Origin of the sequence: Arsukibacterium perlucidum DSM 18276 (assembly GCF_000382165.1) — a bacterium.
In the GTDB taxonomy this organism is placed as follows: domain Bacteria; phylum Pseudomonadota; class Gammaproteobacteria; order Enterobacterales; family Alteromonadaceae; genus Alishewanella; species Alishewanella perlucidum.
The window spans coordinates 42,324-59,501 of sequence record NZ_KB907721.1; the positions used below are offsets into that span (position 1 = coordinate 42,324).

The following is a 17,178-nucleotide window of genomic DNA, read 5'->3' on the forward strand; positions in this document are numbered from 1 at the left end:
TAAATAACGAAAAAACCGGCGTAGTTGCCGGTTTTTTTTTATAACGGGCGCAGCGCTCAGCGCTTTTCCAATATCTCGCCACCATTAACCACAGCCCACTCGTTCCAAATGGCAACTTTGCTGTTAAAATTTTCAATTGCCTGAGCTGTAGCATTGCTAATAAGTTTGTCGATGTCTTTAGCAAACTTTTTATCTACTTTAGCTAGCGGCATCACCTGAATGCCCCGTTGCTGCAAACCTTTCTTCATGGTGTGGGTACGTAACAGCTGTAACTGCCCATTTTCAACGAAAAAAAACTGACTGTCTTTATTAATAGTTTTAAACTTCGGTTTTACTGGTCGCCTGGCACTGCTGTTGTCACTGCTGTCAGCCACTACAACATCACTGCTTTGCTTGTATCCAAGCTGCTCCATGGTATAGCCCTGAGCTTTAGCTAATTGTTCAAGCTGAGCAATTAATTCAACTTCCTGTTGCCGTTCCGCCAATACGCTATTCAGCGTTTCGATAACATCGGTCAGCTTAACCAGGGTTAACTCTTTGGCTGCTTTTTTAAGTTCTCTTTTATCTAATAATAGAGACACAACTTTCTCCTTTGAATAAAATTTAATAAAGGATAAGCAATTTGCCAGATTAAATAAAGCTATCGCGGTATATAATACAAAGATATAAAATAAAAAAACTAATTCTATTCAGGTTCAGTTAAGAAACGTGTCAACTCAGTTGTTTTTTGTTCCATTAACTTTAAATCACCTTTAGTTTCAACATTTAATCTGACAACGTTTTCTGTGTTAGAAATACGGAGATTAAAGCGCCAATCACCAAAACTCATACTTAAACCATCAATATCATCAGTTTCTATCGCTAATGGTGCATAGTGTTCTGCTAATTTAGTAATTACCTGCAAAGGATTAGCAATTTTGAAGTTTATTTCACCGGAAGAAGGATAATCAGCAATCATTTGTTGTACCAGCTGCGAAAGTTTTTTACCTGACAAAGATAATAATTCTGCAACCAGTAACCAGGGGATCATACCGCTATCACAATAAGCAAAATCACGAAAGTAATGATGCGCACTCATCTCTCCGCCATAAACCGCATCTTCAGAACGCATTCGTTCTTTAATGAAAGCATGGCCGGTCTTACTGCAAATCGCTTTGCCGCTGTGTTTTTGAACCACGGCTTCAGTATTCCAGTACAAACGGGGGTCGTGAATAATCTTTGCCCCAGGCTCTTTCTGCAAAAATGCGGCGGCCAGAATTCCTACAATGTAATAGCCTTCAATAAAATTACCTTGCTCATCGAATAGAAAACAACGATCAAAATCACCGTCCCAGGCAATCCCAAAGTCAGCCTGATAATGTCGCACTGCTTCTGCCGTCACCTGGCGGTTCTCTACCAGCAAAGGATTAGGAATGCCATTGGGGAACTTGCCATCCGGCTGATGATTGATCTTAGTAAAATGGATCGGGATCTGATGTTGAATAAAAGCTTGCTCCAGCGCATCTACTACATGGCCGGCAGCGCCATTACCAGCATTCACGACCAGATTTAAAGGTTTGATATTGGCGCTGTTTATATAAGTTAGCAGATGAGCAATGTAGGGTTTAACAATACTGTGCTTTTGGTAGCTGGCATTGCCGAATTGCCACACCACATTTCCCGCCATCTTTTTGCTTTGTTGCATTAACTCTTTTAAAGCTGACGGCTCAAACAGATCTGCTTGCAACCGCTGCGCTTCATCGCGAATAGCAAACAGACCGGTGTCACCACTTATTGGTCTTGATTGCGCCCGCACCAGCTTCATGCCATTGTAATCTGCAGGATTGTGACTGGCAGTAACCTCAATTGCACCATCAATAGCCAGATACTGGGCCGCAAAATAAACCTCTTCGGTACCTGTCATGCCTAAGTCCAGTACCTCTACCCCCTCAGTAAGTAGCCCAAGTGTTAATGCCAGCTTCAGGGACTCTGAGCTGAGCCGGATGTCACCACCCACTGCCACACTTTCCGGTTTGATTATTCTGGCATAAGCCCGGCCGATACTATAGGCAATTTGCTCATTAAGCTCCTCACCTAATTTGCCGCGGATGTCATAAGCTTTGAAGCACGATAATGTATTCATACTATCCCCGGCCATACTTATCGGCAAAACGAACAATGTCGTCTTCACCCAGATAGCTGCCCGACTGAACTTCGATTAACTCCAATGGAATTTTGCCCGGGTTTTCCAGCGAGTGAACTGCGCCAATTGGGATAAAGGTAGACTCATTTTCCGTCACCATAAACTCATCGTCGCCGTTTCGCACCAGCGCAGTGCCGCTAACGACTACCCAATGCTCAGCCCGATGATGATGCTTCTGGACCGACAATTTTGCGCCGGGTTTTACCGTAATATGTTTGACCTGATAGCGATTACCCTGATCAACGGAGTCATACTTACCCCAGGGCCGGAATACTTCGCGGTGCAAATCAACTTCAGTCCGGCCGTAACTCTGCAAGCGTTGCACAATGCTTTTTACTTGCTGAATATCATTTTTATTTGCCACTAAAACTGCGTCTTTGGTTTCGACCACGATCACATTATCCAAGCCTATAACCGCCACCAGCCTTTCTTCTGCGTTAATGTAACTGTTTCGGGTTGCTTCCAGCATGACATCGCCCCGACAGGCATTGCCTTGTGCGTCTTTAGCCATAACGTCCCATAGCGCATCATAACTGCCAACATCACTCCAGCCCGCATTTAACGGCACCATCACAGTATTGTCAGACTTCTCCAACACCGCATAGTCCAACGAGTCTGCCGGGCTTGCGCTAAACGCATCATTATTAATCCGGACAAAATCTAAATCCTTAGCTGCAGCAGTAACTGCCAGCCGGCAGGCATTAACCATGTCAGGCGCAAATTTTTCGAGTTCTGCCAGTAAAGTACTGGCTTTAAACATAAACATGCCGCTGTTCCAGCAGTACTCACCGGATGCCAGATAATGCTCAGCTGTGTTCTTATCGGGTTTTTCTTTAAATTCAGTTACCAGGAAGGTATTGACCATATTTGCAATACTTTGCTTGCTGCGCCGGATATAACCATAGCCGGTATGAGCAGTTACCGGCACAATACCAAATGTAACCAACTTACCAGCTTCTGCGGCGACATGCGCCTCAGCAACCGCTTGCTGAAAGGCCGGTATATCCTGAATAACATGATCAGCAGCCAACACCAGCAATACCGGGTCTTGGTTGGTCTGCATGGCCTGGATGGCGGCGATAGCTATCGCTGGTGCTGTGTTCCGACCAACCGGCTCAAGCATTATGCAGGCATCATTGATATTCAGCTCGCGCAGCTGCTCAGCAACCATAAAGCGATGATCTTCATTACAAACTACTATCGGCGGCGCAAGTTGCTCTATGCCTTTAAGGCGCAGTAAGGTATTTTGCAACATGCTTTTTTCGTTAACCAAAGCCAGAAATTGTTTAGGTTTTTTTGCGCGGGATAAAGGCCAGAGCCGGGTACCCGACCCTCCAGATAAAATTACGGGGATCATTGCTACTCCTTGCGGTACTTTCCATAACATTAAATTGTCTTGCCAAGCTTAGTATAGCCAGCTTTCACGGCAAACGTCACCTGGAATATTCTGATACGAGTCGACCAGTCAGATAGTTATCGAGCGTAAACCAGGCTGGTCGATGCTCTTAATTAAGGTAGAATCAGCTATCTTAATGCGTCTTTTTACAGGATAAGGCTTATGCCATCATTTAAAGATTTATTTATTAACAATAAAAACTGGGCCGATCGAATTGAACGTGAACAACCCGGTTTTTTTAAACAATTGTCAGAACAACAGGCCCCTGAGTATTTATGGATTGGCTGCTCTGATAGCAGGGTACCAGCAAACGAGATTGTCGGCCTGTTACCCGGTGAGTTGTTTGTTCACCGTAATGTCGCTAATTTAGTTTTGCATTCAGATATGAATTGCCTATCCGTGTTACAATATGCAATTGATATTCTGCAGGTAAAACATATTTTGGTCGTCGGACATTATGGCTGTGGTGGTGTAAAAGCGGCCATGATGAAACAACGGGCTGGTTTCGTGGATAACTGGTTACGAAATGTCAAAGATGTTTATGCAATGCACCGGCAACAAGTTGACAGCTTCAGTGATGAAAATGAACGACTAAACCGGTTAATCGAGTTAAATGTCATGGAGCAGGTTCGCAACCTGTGCCATACCAGTTTTGTGCAGGAAGCCTGGGAGCGTGGTCAGCCGCTGGCTATTCATGGCTGGGTATACAGCTTGCGCAACGGCAGAGTAAAAGATCTGCGGGTCAGTCATTCCAGCGCTGATAAAATTGACGACATTTATGCAATGGACCCGCTCGATAACTGACAACGCGACAGTCTCTACTTAAAGATAATTTCCTGAGGTGCAACAGGTTGATACACAGCGCTATGACCGGCAACCCATTGCTCATTCTGTAAGTAACTGGAACGAACTTCCAAACTTCCATCAGGCATAATTTTACTGTGTGATTTCACCTGGGTAATGCCGCTCTGATTGTTTTCAACATTTTCCAGCGCGGTGATCTCACCGCTTTGCGGGTTAAACTGCATGGTGCCATGGGTATAAAAACCAGCGGTAGTAAAGTAGTAGTACGCCAGGCTTTTCCTAGCGTCGTCCCAGAAAATAAAAGACTCACCGCCATATTCGCCATGATTAACTGAGTGCACTGTTTTAATGGCCTGACCATTCAGCGCCCGCGACCAGTGTGAACGGTCAATAGCCGGCTTTTCACTACCCGGCTGTGCCAGATTACCCTGCCAGTACTGGCCGAGGTAAGGTCGGAATACCTCAAGCTGCGGATGTAATGTTGTCGCTGTCTCAGCCGCGCAAGCAAAACCAGCAAACAGGAAACACAGAAAAATAGGTACTTTCATCACAGATATCTCCTACCGGCAACTTCGAATATGGCTGAAGTATTAAAGATAAACGGATCAAAGTAAAACACAACGGTATTTTGACGTTTGCTATAACACCACCGTTTTATTGCCATGTACCAATACTCTGTTTTCAACTACCAATTGTAACGCCCGGCTCAGTGCTGCTTTTTCAACATCGCGGCCAGCCTTCGCCATATCATTGGCACTAAAATTATGGTCAACAGTTCTGACCATTTGTTCAATAATCGGGCCTTCGTCCAGCTGTTCATTTACAAAATGAGCGGTAGCGCCGATTATTTTCACGCCGCGCTCAAATGCTTGCTGATATGGGTTTGCACCAATAAATGCGGGTAAAAAGCTATGATGGATATTAATGATCCGATTGCGGTACTGCGCGACAAAATCTGCACTTAAAATACGCATAAACTTCGCCAGAACCAGATAATCCGGCTGATAAGGCGCTATCGTTGCCAGGATCTGCTGCTCATGCTCTGCCCGGCTGATCCCCGTGTGGCTAATGTAATGATATGGAATTGCAAACTTGTCTGCCAGGTTACTCAGGTCTGCATAATTACCGACTATTGCCGCAATATCTAAAGCTAGCGAACCGTCGAACACCTTCATTAGAATGTCCCCCAGACAATGCGCTTCCCGGGTTACCAGTACTACGACCCTTTTAGCTCCCTCACTTAATAAGCTGCGACGGCTGCCAGGTGGCAAGGCCCGGTCTAAGTCAAATAATAAAGTCGTGTCATTAAACACGCCTTCCAGCACAGTTCGCATATAAAACTGGCCGGTAACGGGGTCTACGTATTCGGTGTTACGAATAATATTCAGTTGATGCTTGTAACAAATATTGGTGATCTGAGCGATCAGGCCTTTCGAATCAGGGCATTCAGTTAACAGGGTTTTTCGTTCCATCTTTTACTCTTAAATTAACATTGGCTGCACTATTCTTACTTAATAACCGTATAGCGTCAAAGATATTCAGACGGCTATGCTATTGCTTGTTGTTTGGATACCGCAATTGCATAATGTGCGTTTAACTTTACGGGCAGTGTATTACCAATAATGAGTTTTTTTCAGTTTAATGTAATTGGCACGGTTGAGTCGCCATACAAACAGAAGTTTGCCATTCCCCGCCAACCCGGTTTAATTGCCGAGGCCAGAGGTAAATTAGTGCTTGATCCTCCTTATGCCGATGATGACATTGTCCGCGGTATCGAAAGTTTCAGTCACCTGTGGCTGGTGTTTGTCTTTCATGAAACTGCCAGCAAGGGTTGGTCGCCTCTGGTCAGGCCGCCACGGCTTGGTGGCAATACCCGTAAAGGTGTTTTTGCTACCCGGGCTACATTCCGACCTAATCCAATTGGTCTTTCTGTCGTAAAACTAGAGAGGGTTTACCGGCAGCAAGAGAAGCTGGTGCTGGAACTGAGCGGGATCGATTTACTGGATGGCACCCCCATCTTAGACATTAAACCGTATTTACCTTATGCTGATGCCCTGCCTGGCGCCGCCGGTGGCTTTGCCGACAGTGCTCCTGAAACCCGGATGGCGGTTAGTTTTAGTGAGCAGGCCAGAGACTTTTGCCTGGCTCAGCACGCGCACCCCGAATTAGCAATGCTAATTGAAAAAGTGTTAAAACAAGATCCACGGCCATCGTATAAGAAACAACGAGATACCGAACAACATTACGGTATGACCTTGTACCACTTTAATATTAAATGGACAGTTAATGGAGAACACAACCATGTTACTGAAATCTCTCAGCTACCTTAGTTTGCTGACGGCTGCAGCCAGTAGCATTGCCATACCCGACCTACCTGAACCGGTCAGTAATAATAGCCTTGCCAGTACAACTGTCCGCGGTAAGACCTACATTGTCAGCGCTTTAGGCATAGGACCAGGTAAGCAAAGCAATGACTTACATAACAAAGTCTGGATGCATACCCTGGGTGAATTTGGTTGGTCTGAACTACCAGAGGTACCCAGTCAGCAACGTTTAACCGGCCGCGCAGGAGCCAGCGCTGTTGCTCTTAACAATAACTTTTTCCTGTTTGGTGGTTTCACCCTCAATGCCGATGGCAGCAAGCAAACTGCTGCCGACAGTTACCGGCTTGATCCGGTGACCCGGCGCTATACCCGGATAAATGATATGCCTGTGCCGGTAGATGATGCAGTGGCTCTGCCCTATCAGAACCGTTATATTTATCTGGCCAGCGGCTGGAGTGATCACGGTAACGTCAACCTGATGCAGTTATTCGATAACTTTACCCAGCGCTGGTCGCAAGCCACACCGTTCCCGGGTAAACCGGTATTTGGTTTAGCCGGCGGTATCGTTGGCAATACCCTGCTGTTATGCGATGGTGTTGCTATAGAGTACCCGGCAGCTAAACCGCGCAATTTTGCCGCTGAGCCAGCCTGCTGGCAGGGTACAATCGGCAGTAAACCGAATGAGATTAGCTGGCAGCAAGTGCCACACCCTACCGGCAAAGCCCGCTTCAGAATGGCGGCTACCGGTACTGAGCTAAATGGCGAGCAAGTTATTGTGTTTGTAGGCGGCAGCCAAACGCCATATAACGTTAACGGTATTGGTTTCGAAGGGCAAAGTGCGGTGCCGAGCAGTGAAGTCTGGGTGTATTCTGTCGCCAGACAACAATGGCGAACGGCAGCAGACAGTAATCCGGTCATGGATGCCCGGACATTACTGGAAGTCAACGGCGCGCTTTATACCCTTGGCGGCATGCTTTCCGGCCAGCAGGTGACAAATAAGCTAATAAAACATCAGATTCAACTTCTGCCAGACTGAATGACTTGCTAGAATGATGGCAATTTTTTGACTACTTTTTTGAGAGCAGTATGCGTACCAGCCAGTATTTGTTATCTACGGTAAAGGAAACACCGTCCGACGCCGAAATTATCAGCCATAAACTGATGTTAAGAGCCGGATTAATCCGTCGGTTGGGCACAGGTATGTTTAGTTATCTGCCAACCGGTGTCCGGGTACTGCGCAAAGTTGAAGAAATTGTGCGCCAGGAAATGAACAAAGCTGGTGCAATTGAAGTGCTGCTGCCAATGGTGCAACCAGCTGAGTTATGGCAAGAGTCTGGCCGCTGGGACACTATGGATGCCGAGCTGTTGCGGTTCAAAGACCGCCACCAGCGCGATTATGTTCTGGGCCCTACCCATGAAGAAGTGATTACTGATTTAGTCCGCCGGGAAATTACCAGTTATAAACAGTTACCATTGAATTTGTATCAGGTACAAACCAAATTCCGGGATGAGCGCAGGCCACGTTTCGGTGTTATGCGTGCCCGTGAGTTTATTATGAAAGATGCTTATTCCTTTCATTTAGGCCAGGCCAGCTTGCAGCAAACCTACGACGCTATGTACAGCGCTTATTGCAACATTTTTAACCGGCTGGGGTTGGATTACCGGCCAGTACTGGCTGACAGTGGCGCAATTGGCGGCAGTGTCTCGCATGAATTTCACGTGCTGGCTCAATCTGGCGAAGACGCCATCGCTTTTTCTGACAGCAGCGACTACGCAGCCAATATTGAAATGGCGGAAGCGTTGGCACCAAAAGGCAGCAGAGCGGCGCCGGGCAAAACCTTAACCGAAGTAGCCACGCCTGCAGCTGGCACTGTAGCCGAGGTTGCAGCACTGTTAAAGATTGAACCGGCAGCTATAGCTAAAACGTTATTTGTGCTGGCAGATGCGGATGAGCAAGGCAAGCAACAACTGATCGCTCTGGTACTTCGCGGCGATCATGATTTAAATGAACTTAAAGCTGAAAAACTGGATGGTGTGGCCAGCCCGTTACAATTTGCTACAGACGAGCAAATCCTGGCGCTTTGCAACGCAGGGCCAGGTTCTCTGGGCCCGGTAGGGCTGCAAGTCAGGATTATTGCTGATCGCAGTGCCGCTCATCTTGCTGATTTTGTCGTTGGTGCTAACAAGGATGGTTATCATTTGACGGGGGTCAACTGGGAGCGGGATATTCCAGCATACCAGGTAGCTGACATTCGTAACATTGTTGCCGGTGATCCAAGCCCGTGCGGCTTTGGTAATCTGGTGATTAAACGTGGTATTGAAGTTGGTCATATTTTTCAGCTGGGTGAGAAATACTCTAAAGCACTGAAAACCGGGGTACTGAACGAAGAAGGCAAACATCAGATTATCACTATGGGTTGCTATGGTGTAGGTGTGTCTCGCATAGTTGCCGCAGCTATCGAACAAAACCATGACGAGTACGGCATTATCTGGCCAGATGCGATAGCGCCGTTTCAGGTTGCCCTTATACCAATGAATATGCATAAATCTGTGCGGATAGCTGAAGTAACCGAGCTGCTTTACAACCAGCTTACGGCCGCAGGCATTGACGTATTATTTGATGACCGCCGTGAGCGTCCCGGGGTGATGTTCGCCGATATGGAGCTGATTGGCGTTCCTCATACTATTGTTATTGGTGAGCGTAACCTTGACAACCAGCAGGTTGAATATAAAAACCGTCGAACTGGTGACAAAGTAATGCTTGATATCGCCACTGTTGTTACTGAAATCCAAAAGAAACTCGCGCCATAATTCCCTTTCCCAACAAACGGGGTTCAGTACCACACTGAGCTCCGTCTGCTATTGTTAAAATCAGCCATTAAGCTGCAAGCATAATTGCTGTCTACAGTCACAATGGCACCATTAAATTAGAATATGCTAAATTTTAATTGCTGCCGAACTTAAAACCCTCTACAATGCCATCGGGTTATAAGCTTATTCACTTTTAGTATATGGAGGCAACGTGCTGGCATTACTTGGTGCACTAATCATTGGTTTAAGCCTTGGCCTGTTTGGCTCAGGTGGTTCAATTCTGACGGTGCCAGTATTACTTTACCTTATTGGCATGCCAGCAGAACTTGCTATTGCATCTTCCTTACTTATCGTTGCTGGCATCAGCTTATTTGGCTCAGTACATAATGGCATGAAAAGACTGATTAGCTGGCGCCATGTGCTCTGGTTTGGTGTGCCTGGCATGCTGGGCACTTACGGCGGGGCCTGGCTGGGCACACTTATCGACAGCCGCTGGCAATTGCTGATGTTTGCACTGTTGATGGTGGTGGCTGCAATTTTCATGTGGCGCAGTAAATTACCAGACACATTAAATAAACATCCTTTCAACAAACCTAAAGTGATTGCAGACGGCTTGGTCGTGGGTGTCATTACTGGTTTTGTTGGCGTAGGGGGTGGTTTTTTAATTGTACCGGCGCTGGTTTTAATGGGGGGCTTACCTATTGCAATCAGTGTCGCCACCAGCCTGTTAATTATTGCTATGAAATCTTTCGTCGGCTTTGCCAAGTATTTCAGCGTTTTCAGTGCTCAGGGCCTACAATTTGACTGGGCGGTCATTGCGTTGATGATCGTAGCTGGCATCGCAGGCAGTTATATAGGTGGCTGGATTGGCCGGCGCTTACCCAAAGAAAAAATGCAACGAGGCTTTGCCGTCTTTCTGGCAATAATGGCAGTTGTCGTTATTAGTCAGTCGGTACTTTAATTCCATTTAAATTTATTTCAGGAGTATAAAATGAAAACTTCACAACAATTGGTTACAGAGGTACGCAGCCGTATCCAGGAAATAACAGTCGCCGATCTGGCCGCCAAACTGGAACAGAGCCCGGAGTTGGTGCTGATTGATGTACGCGAACCCGCTGAATTTCAGCAGGGGCATATCCGTGGCGCAGTTAATATGCCGCGCGGCGTACTGGAAATGCAAATTCATAATCATCCCAAGGTAGCTGCCTTAAACTGCGATACCGATCTGGCATTGGCTGAACTTGCCAAACAACCAGTCTATCTGATTTGCCGCAGCGGCGGACGTTCTGCGCTGGCAGCAGAATCTTTAAAGAACATGGGCTTTCCCCAGGTAATATCCATTGCCGAAGGCATGGCTGACTGGTTGGCCCAACAGCGCCCGGTGGTAAGCTAAGGGGCAAGACAACGAGATTTTAGCGGCAACACATTGTAAAAGCTTGTTGCAACCAATATATTAGATTTATCTTAAAATCAAATTAAGAGGTTATTATGAATCAGGACCGTATCGTTCTTGCCTTTGCTGGCACCGTTATTCTGCTATCGTTACTACTGGCCACCTTCGTCAGCAACTGGTGGTTGCTGCTAACTGCCTTTGTAGGCGTCAATTTATTGCAAAGCGCCTTTACCGGTTTTTGTCCACTGGCCATGGTGCTGAAAGCCTTTGGCGTTAAACCAGGTTGTGCCTTTAAATAACAAGGGAATCACATGAACGAAACGCCCACACCGCAATCGCAGGGGCTGGTCGGCTGGTTTATGTCCAGCTATTTTCCTCCTATGCTGATCCTGCTGGCTTTACTGCTTGGCGCGGTGTCGCTCTGGCTGACACCGCGGGAAGAAGATCCACAAATAGTGGTGCCAATGGCGGACGTCATCATAGACGCACCTGGTTTGTCTGCCCGCCAGATAGCCACGCAGGTAACCGAGCCGTTAGAGCGTTTGCTGTCACAGATCGATGGCGTGGAGTATGTCTACTCACAATCGATGACCGGTCAGGCAATGGTTATCGTGCGGTTTTATGTTGGCGAAGATCGCGAAGATTCACTGGTTAAACTTTACAACAAGCTCTACTCCAATCAGGATCAAATTCCGGCCGTGGTTAATAATTGGTCGGTAAAACCAATTGAAATAGATGACGTGCCGATGTTGGTGGCAGCCTTGTACAGCACCGACCCTGCAGTAGATCATTATCAACTGCGTCGGCTGGCTGAGCAAGCCTCGCAAAAACTTAAAGCCATTCGTCACACAAACCAGGTCAGTGTCAGTGGTGGCTTATCCCGCCTGATCCAGATTGAACTGGATAACGAGGCACTGACTGCTCACCATACCAGTGTGCAGGATGTCGAACGGGCCATTCGCTTTAGCAATCAACGCCAGCAGGCTGGCGCTTTGCAGCGCGATAATCATAGCATTGCCCTGCAAAGTGGCGATTTTTTGCGTTCTGCCAGCGAAATCGGCCAGACCGTGGTAAATGTCATCAATGGCCAGCCAGTCTATTTGCGTGATATCGCAAGCGTAACGGATGGTCCGGCCGAACCTGACCAATACAGTTTCTTTTATCCCGGCGCCGCCTTTAGCGAGGCGGAGCTTAGCCAGAGCGATGGCCTGCCGGCAGTATTCCTGGCCGTCGGCAAGCAAAAAGGGGCCAATGCAGTTTGGGTAGCAGACGACGTGCTGCAAGCCTTTGCTGAACTGGAGCAAGACTGGCTGCCAGCCGGAGTCAAGCTTGAGATAATCCGCAACTATGGTGAAACCGCCGATGAAAAAGTACTGGATCTGGTATCCAGCCTGGCGATAGCCATTGTTACTGTCGTCATTTTTGTTGGCTTGTTTTTAAATTGGCGTGCCGCGCTGGTAGTAGCGATCGCCATCCCTATCAGCTATGGCGCTACTCTTGGCATGGACCTGTTATTTGGCTATACCATCAACCGGGTTACTTTATTTGCGCTAATTCTGGCTCTTGGGTTGATTGTTGACGATCCTATTGCCTCCATCGACAACATCGAGCGGTTTTTACGGGAAAAAGGCCTGCCCCCCAAGCGCTCTATTGTGCTGGCGATGGCTGAAATTCGCAGCGCCCTGCTAATGTCGACCGTGGCCATAGTTATCGTCTTTACGCCGATGTTTTTTATCACCGGCATGATGGGCCCCTATATGGCACCGATGGCCTTTAATGTGCCTGTCAGTGTGATTTTTTCGACCGCTGTGGCCTTTTTAATCACGCCCTGGCTGGCCCGTCGCATCATGGTTGGCGCCCGTCAGCAAGGTCACTATCAACCACAAAGTACTCTGCTCTATCGTGGCTATAAAACACTGCTTGGCCCTTTATTACTAAGCCCAAAACGCAGCACGCTATTTTTGTGGGCAGTAGCAGGGCTATTTGTACTGGCAGCCGCCCTGCCCGCTTTACGACTGGTACCACTTAAGCTACTGCCTAACGACAACAAGAGTGAGTTTCAGCTGGTAGTGGATATGCCATCTGGCAGCAGCGTTGAGCGCACTGCAGCCACCCTGGAGCAACTGGCACGCCACCTACAGCAGGTGCCGGAAATCAGCTCCATTTCCAGTTTTGCCGGCTTGCCCTCGCCAATGGATTTCAATGGTATGGTGCGACATTACTTTATGCGCCATCAGCCTCATCAGGGTGAACTTCGGGTGGTGTTAGTGGATAAAAAGCAGCGCCACCTGCAATCACATGAAATTCTGTTGCGTCTGCGCGATGAGTTGCAAGCCATCGCGCAAAGCAATGATGCTAAACTGAAATTGGTGCAGGTGCCGCCCGGACCGCCGGTGATCAGCACCCTGGTAGCTGAAGTATACGGCAATGACAGCAGCGACTACGTTGCTTTGGAACAGGCAGCCCTGAAGGTTGCTGAAAGACTCCGTCGCGAAGATTTTGTGCGCGAAGTCGATACATCAGTGCCGGAAGAAGCCTTGCTTTGGCGGTTTGTTGTCGATCAGGAAAAAGCAGCCTTATCCGGTATTTCAGTACAGCAAATTAATCAGACCCTTACTGCCGCTGCATCCGGCCTGGTGATAGATCACCTGCAGTTACCGGAAGAAGTGAACCCGTTGCCGATTGAAATTCGTTTACCCCGTGGGCAGCGGGATAACCCGGAGCGTTTACTATCCTTGTATGTTCGTGGTGAAGCGGGTTTAAGCCGCACGCGGCAGGCAAGAGGAGTGGCTGATGCCGCCTTGCCGATGGTCCAGCTTAGTGAGCTTGGACATTTTGAACAGTTAGCGGTCGATCGGCCCATTTTTCATAAGAATCTCCGGCCGGTAAGCTATGTTTATGGCGAAACCGTCGGTAGGGTACCGGCCGATGCCGTAGTCGATGTAATGGTCGATAAAGGCAGTGCAGACGATAGTTACCGGCCGCTGTGGAGCCGCCATTACTTTGGCAATGGAGCGGGCCTGGGCTGGTCGGTAGCGGATGATATTCAAGTGATCTGGAGCGGCGAAGGCGAATGGAAAATCACTCTTGATGTATTTCGTGATCTCGGTATTGCCTATGGCGTCGCCTTGCTGGGTGTATTTGTGGTGATGGTGCTGCAAACCGGCTTAAAAGCCGTATCCGGCATTATGATGCTGGCCATTCCGCTGACCGTAATCGGTATTATGCCAGGCTTCTGGTTGCTCAATGTGTTTAGCTCCGATATTGCAGGCTATCCCAACCCCACACTTTTTACCGCAACAGCCATGATAGGCATGATAGCGCTGGCAGGTATCGTTGTTCGAAACTCGCTGATCTTAATTGATTTTATTCAACAACGACTGCGTGAAGGCTGTGAACTGAAAGAAGCATTGTTTGAAGCTGGAGCAGTCCGTACCCGTCCGATTCTATTAACTGCCGGCACCACCATGCTGGCTAATGTTGTTATTACGCTGGACCCAATTTTTAACGGCCTGGCCTGGGCCATTATTTTTGGTATTGGAGCCTCAACCATCTTTACTCTGCTGGTGATCCCCGTGGTCTACCATCAAGTGTACCGCAATCACCCGAGCCATGGCCTGAAAGTCGCTGGAGACGATGAATGAACAAAATTTTTTTAACACCGGTAGGTCGTCTGGCGCTGACCATAATGGCAGCCATTCTGTTTTTAACGCTGATATTTTTGTGGCTGGCTGGCGCCTTTGTCAGCAAAGTTGCTGAACAAAGCCGCCCTTTAAACATGACCCAAAACGGACAGCTTTATACCGTCAGCAAGCAACCGCTGGCTGAGTACCGTCATTTTAGCGGTAACCTGCAAGCACGCCAGCAAACCGCTTTATCGGCCCGAATTACTGCCCGTGTAGCCGAAGTATTGGTGGAAGCCGGTGACAGCGTTAAAGCCGGTGATGTGTTGCTGCGACTTGATAACGATGACTTAAGCGCTAGGGTACGCCAGCAGGAGCAAGCTCTGGCCTCGGCCCAGGCCAGAGTCAATGAAGCACGCAGCCAGTATCAGCGCACCACTGCTTTAGTTGAGCAAGGCTTATTACCAGCAGCTCAGCGGGATGAAGTGCGCGCCAATCGCGATACTGCTGAAGCAGAACTGCAGCGTAGCCGGGCAGCCTTGTTTGAAGCTCAGACCAGTGAGGGCTTTAGCATTATGACAGCCCCATATAATGGCATTATCAGCCAACGGCTGGTTAATACAGGCGATACCGCTACGCCAGGAGCCTTGCTACTAACCTTATATGCACCGGAAAGCCTGCGCTTCGAAGCTTCTATCAGCGAATCAGTCCTTGGCTTACTGCAGTTTGGTCAGCAACTGCAAGTGCAACTGGATGCAAGCCAGCAACCATTGCGCGCCACTGTCAGCGAAATAGAGCCTGCAGCTGATACCAGTTCACGCAGTTTCCGGGTGCGCCTCGATATCAATCTGACTGAAGGCCTCTATCCAGGTATGTTTGGCAGGCTGGCCGTGCCTATTGGCGAACGTGATGCCGTGCTGATCCCCAGCTTACTGATTGAACAGCGTGGTCAGTTACATTATGTGCAGGTACGAACAACCGCCGGTTTTGAGCGTCGGTTGATCCGCCCCGGCGAGCAGCATTTGCAAGACGGGCAAGCCATGCATGAAGTACTGGCAGGTCTTGCAGCTGGCGAGCAACTACTCTCAAGATGAGCGGTCATCACCCTCCTATTGCAGCTGGCGATAGCGCCCACGCTGCTAAGGTCACCCTGATAGGGGCTTTGTATGACCTGGTGCTTGGCGTGCTGAAAATTATTACCGGCATTCTGGGCCATTCTGCTGCTTTGGTGGCTGATGGCATACATTCGCTATCAGACCTGGCCACTGATGCGGTAGTGCTGCTCAGTATCCGGCTGGGAGGCCGGGCTGCCGATAAAAATCACCCTTTTGGCCATCGCCGCATTGAAACACTAGGCACCGTATTGCTTGGCCTCATCCTGCTGGCTGTCGCCTTGAGCCTGTTCTGGCACAACACAGTTACCCTGTGGCTAGGCCAACCCAGTCCAACACCGGCCTGGCCAGTACTGCTGGTCGCCGCCTTGTCCTGGTTTATTAAAGAAGGGCTCTATTGGTACACCATCAACGCTGCCCGAGCAATGAATTCTGATTTACTCAGCGCCAATGCCTGGCACAGCCGCAGCGACGCATTTTCTTCCATAGTGGTACTTATTGGTGCTGGCGGCGCCATGCTCGGCTTCTGGTGGCTGGATGCCGTAGCCGCCCTGTTGGTTGCCGTGCTGATTTCTGCCATAAGCTTACAGCTGTTAAAGCGCAGCCTGGCTGAGCTAATCGATACCGCCATTCCAGAGCCACAGCAGCAAGGCTACCGCCAACATATTTTAAAGACCCAGGGCATTCTGGCAGTGAATGAGCTTCGCAGTCGCACCAGCGGTGGCAAAGTACTACTGGAGCTAAAGCTGGAAGTCGCGCCAAGGCTTAGTGCCTCGGAAGCGCATTGGCTCGGCAACCAGGTCAAACACCAATTACAGCGTCAGTTTACTGAAATCGGCGATATTCTGGTGCACATCAACAGCCCGGCTACAACAACCCCAACGGCAGAACCAGCACTGAATATCCGTCCGCCGTTAACTGCAGCCCTCAACCAACTGCTGCATCGTTACCAACTCGACGCTGATGACGTTGAATTGATCCTGTATTATCAGGATCCGATCCAGGCTAATATTTTACTCAGTAGCAATGCTCAGCAACTAGTTAACAACCTGAGTACCGGCGAACTCTTACAGCAACTGCAACAGCTTTGGCCTCCCGCCAGTCAGTTACAAATACACTTTTACCTGAAAAAAACAGATTAACTTAGTTGTAACTGGTTGGATAGAATGGCTTCGCTGCCGGGACTCGAACCCGCGAACAACATGGCTTGGGGCGTAGCAGGCCGGCTAAGCACGTAATAAACAGTAACCGACTGAACTACCACTCCGCGCTGAAGTGAGCATAAGCGCTTTGCAAACTGGTTGGATAGAATGGCTTCGCTGCCGGGACTCGAACCCACGAACAACATGGCTTGGGGCGTGGCAGGCCGGCTAAGCAGGTAATAAACAGCAACCGACTGAACTACCACTCCGCACTGAAGTGAGCATAAGGGCTTTGCAAGCTGGTTGGATAGAATGGCGGAGCGGACGGGACTCGAACCCGCGACCCCCGGCGTGACAGGCCGGTATTCTAACCGACTGAACTACCGCTCCG

At 48.7% G+C, this 17,178-nt stretch carries 15 protein-coding genes and 1 tRNA gene; 10 read left to right on the forward strand and 6 right to left on the reverse strand.

The window, feature by feature from the left end; translation table 11 throughout:
* Nucleotides 1-56 precede the first annotated feature (56 nt).
* The 3 genes from H141_RS0114280 to H141_RS0114290 all read right to left on the reverse strand — a co-directional run bounded on the left by H141_RS0114280 (nucleotide 57) and on the right by H141_RS0114290 (nucleotide 3,539).
* Nucleotides 57-581 (reverse strand): H-NS family histone-like protein, encoded by a 525-nt coding sequence (locus tag H141_RS0114280; RefSeq protein ID WP_019676964.1) that lies wholly within the window; start codon nucleotides 579-581, stop codon nucleotides 57-59.
* Nucleotides 582-685: 104 nt separating this feature from the next.
* Nucleotides 686-2,122 (reverse strand): phosphohexomutase domain-containing protein, encoded by a 1,437-nt coding sequence (locus H141_RS0114285; RefSeq protein ID WP_019676965.1) that lies wholly within the window; start codon nucleotides 2,120-2,122, stop codon nucleotides 686-688.
* Between the two features lies 1 nt (nucleotide 2,123).
* Nucleotides 2,124-3,539 (reverse strand): mannose-1-phosphate guanylyltransferase/mannose-6-phosphate isomerase, encoded by a 1,416-nt coding sequence (locus H141_RS0114290; protein ID WP_019676966.1) that lies wholly within the window; start codon nucleotides 3,537-3,539, stop codon nucleotides 2,124-2,126.
* 201 nt (nucleotides 3,540-3,740) lie between these two features.
* Between H141_RS0114290 and can the strand changes: the two genes are divergently transcribed.
* Complete coding sequence (gene can, locus H141_RS0114295) at nucleotides 3,741-4,382, forward strand: carbonate dehydratase (RefSeq protein WP_019676967.1); 642 nt, start codon at nucleotides 3,741-3,743, stop codon at nucleotides 4,380-4,382.
* A gap of 14 nt (nucleotides 4,383-4,396) precedes the next feature.
* Here can and H141_RS0114300 read toward each other — a convergent pair whose 3' ends face one another.
* Nucleotides 4,397-4,930: a hypothetical protein gene (locus tag H141_RS0114300; protein ID WP_019676968.1), complete on the reverse strand. Its 534-nt coding sequence runs from the start codon at nucleotides 4,928-4,930 to the stop codon at nucleotides 4,397-4,399.
* A 90-nt stretch (nucleotides 4,931-5,020) separates the two neighbouring features.
* The gene (gene purU, locus H141_RS0114305; RefSeq protein ID WP_019676969.1) at nucleotides 5,021-5,854 is read right to left on the reverse strand and encodes a formyltetrahydrofolate deformylase; all 834 of its coding nucleotides are present in this window, start codon (nucleotides 5,852-5,854) and stop codon (nucleotides 5,021-5,023) included.
* A gap of 150 nt (nucleotides 5,855-6,004) precedes the next feature.
* On the opposite strand from purU, the gene tsaA reads away from it, so the two are divergent.
* From tsaA to H141_RS20325, 9 genes are all read left to right on the forward strand, one after another.
* Nucleotides 6,005-6,712 (forward strand): tRNA (N6-threonylcarbamoyladenosine(37)-N6)-methyltransferase TrmO, encoded by a 708-nt coding sequence (gene tsaA, locus H141_RS0114310; RefSeq protein WP_019676970.1) that lies wholly within the window; start codon nucleotides 6,005-6,007, stop codon nucleotides 6,710-6,712.
* Nucleotides 6,684-7,742 (forward strand): Kelch repeat-containing protein, encoded by a 1,059-nt coding sequence (locus tag H141_RS0114315; protein WP_019676971.1) that lies wholly within the window; start codon nucleotides 6,684-6,686, stop codon nucleotides 7,740-7,742. Before tsaA ends, H141_RS0114315 begins: the two co-directional genes overlap by 29 nt.
* A 50-nt stretch (nucleotides 7,743-7,792) precedes the next feature.
* Nucleotides 7,793-9,517: a proline--tRNA ligase gene (locus H141_RS0114320; RefSeq protein WP_019676972.1), complete on the forward strand. Its 1,725-nt coding sequence runs from the start codon at nucleotides 7,793-7,795 to the stop codon at nucleotides 9,515-9,517.
* Between the two features lie 211 nt (nucleotides 9,518-9,728).
* Nucleotides 9,729-10,478, forward strand: a complete 750-nt coding sequence (locus H141_RS0114325; RefSeq protein ID WP_019676973.1) for a sulfite exporter TauE/SafE family protein — start codon at nucleotides 9,729-9,731, stop codon at nucleotides 10,476-10,478.
* 30 nt (nucleotides 10,479-10,508) lie between these two features.
* Nucleotides 10,509-10,910, forward strand: a complete 402-nt coding sequence (locus H141_RS0114330) for a rhodanese-like domain-containing protein (protein WP_019676974.1) — start codon at nucleotides 10,509-10,511, stop codon at nucleotides 10,908-10,910.
* A 95-nt stretch (nucleotides 10,911-11,005) separates the two neighbouring features.
* Nucleotides 11,006-11,209 carry a YgaP family membrane protein gene (locus tag H141_RS0114335; RefSeq protein WP_019676975.1) on the forward strand — a complete coding sequence of 68 codons (204 nt, stop codon included), beginning with the start codon at nucleotides 11,006-11,008 and terminating at the stop codon, nucleotides 11,207-11,209.
* 12 nt (nucleotides 11,210-11,221) lie between these two features.
* Nucleotides 11,222-14,554 carry an efflux RND transporter permease subunit gene (locus H141_RS0114340; RefSeq protein ID WP_019676976.1) on the forward strand — a complete coding sequence of 1,111 codons (3,333 nt, stop codon included), beginning with the start codon at nucleotides 11,222-11,224 and terminating at the stop codon, nucleotides 14,552-14,554.
* Nucleotides 14,551-15,627 carry an efflux RND transporter periplasmic adaptor subunit gene (locus tag H141_RS0114345; RefSeq protein WP_019676977.1) on the forward strand — a complete coding sequence of 359 codons (1,077 nt, stop codon included), beginning with the start codon at nucleotides 14,551-14,553 and terminating at the stop codon, nucleotides 15,625-15,627. The genes H141_RS0114340 and H141_RS0114345 overlap by 4 nt, the downstream gene beginning before the upstream one ends.
* Entirely contained in the window at nucleotides 15,624-16,787 is a 1,164-nt protein-coding gene (locus tag H141_RS20325; protein WP_019676978.1) for a cation diffusion facilitator family transporter, read from the forward strand. The genes H141_RS0114345 and H141_RS20325 overlap by 4 nt, the downstream gene beginning before the upstream one ends.
* A 313-nt stretch (nucleotides 16,788-17,100) precedes the next feature.
* Here H141_RS20325 and H141_RS0114355 read toward each other — a convergent pair.
* A tRNA-Asp gene (locus H141_RS0114355) sits at nucleotides 17,101-17,177 on the reverse strand.
* Nucleotide 17,178: the final 1 nt, after the last annotated feature.

Excerpts from the sequence above, each read along its gene's own strand:
- H141_RS0114340 (WP_019676976.1), top strand. The coding sequence starts at position 11,222 with ATGAACGAAACGCCCACACCGCAATCGCAGGGGCTGGTCGGCTGGTTT.
- purU (WP_019676969.1), bottom strand. The coding sequence starts at position 5,854 with ATGGAACGAAAAACCCTGTTAACTGAATGCCCTGATTCGAAAGGCCTG.
- H141_RS0114285 (WP_019676965.1), bottom strand. The coding sequence starts at position 2,122 with ATGAATACATTATCGTGCTTCAAAGCTTATGACATCCGCGGCAAATTA.
- H141_RS0114300 (WP_019676968.1), bottom strand. The coding sequence starts at position 4,930 with ATGAAAGTACCTATTTTTCTGTGTTTCCTGTTTGCTGGTTTTGCTTGC.
- H141_RS0114330 (WP_019676974.1), top strand. The coding sequence starts at position 10,509 with ATGAAAACTTCACAACAATTGGTTACAGAGGTACGCAGCCGTATCCAG.
- H141_RS0114335 (WP_019676975.1), top strand. The coding sequence starts at position 11,006 with ATGAATCAGGACCGTATCGTTCTTGCCTTTGCTGGCACCGTTATTCTG.
- can (WP_019676967.1), top strand. The coding sequence starts at position 3,741 with ATGCCATCATTTAAAGATTTATTTATTAACAATAAAAACTGGGCCGAT.
- tsaA (WP_019676970.1), top strand. The coding sequence starts at position 6,005 with ATGAGTTTTTTTCAGTTTAATGTAATTGGCACGGTTGAGTCGCCATAC.
- H141_RS0114320 (WP_019676972.1), top strand. The coding sequence starts at position 7,793 with ATGCGTACCAGCCAGTATTTGTTATCTACGGTAAAGGAAACACCGTCC.
- H141_RS0114315 (WP_019676971.1), top strand. The coding sequence starts at position 6,684 with ATGTTACTGAAATCTCTCAGCTACCTTAGTTTGCTGACGGCTGCAGCC.
- H141_RS0114290 (WP_019676966.1), bottom strand. The coding sequence starts at position 3,539 with ATGATCCCCGTAATTTTATCTGGAGGGTCGGGTACCCGGCTCTGGCCT.
- H141_RS20325 (WP_019676978.1), top strand. The coding sequence starts at position 15,624 with ATGAGCGGTCATCACCCTCCTATTGCAGCTGGCGATAGCGCCCACGCT.
- H141_RS0114345 (WP_019676977.1), top strand. The coding sequence starts at position 14,551 with ATGAACAAAATTTTTTTAACACCGGTAGGTCGTCTGGCGCTGACCATA.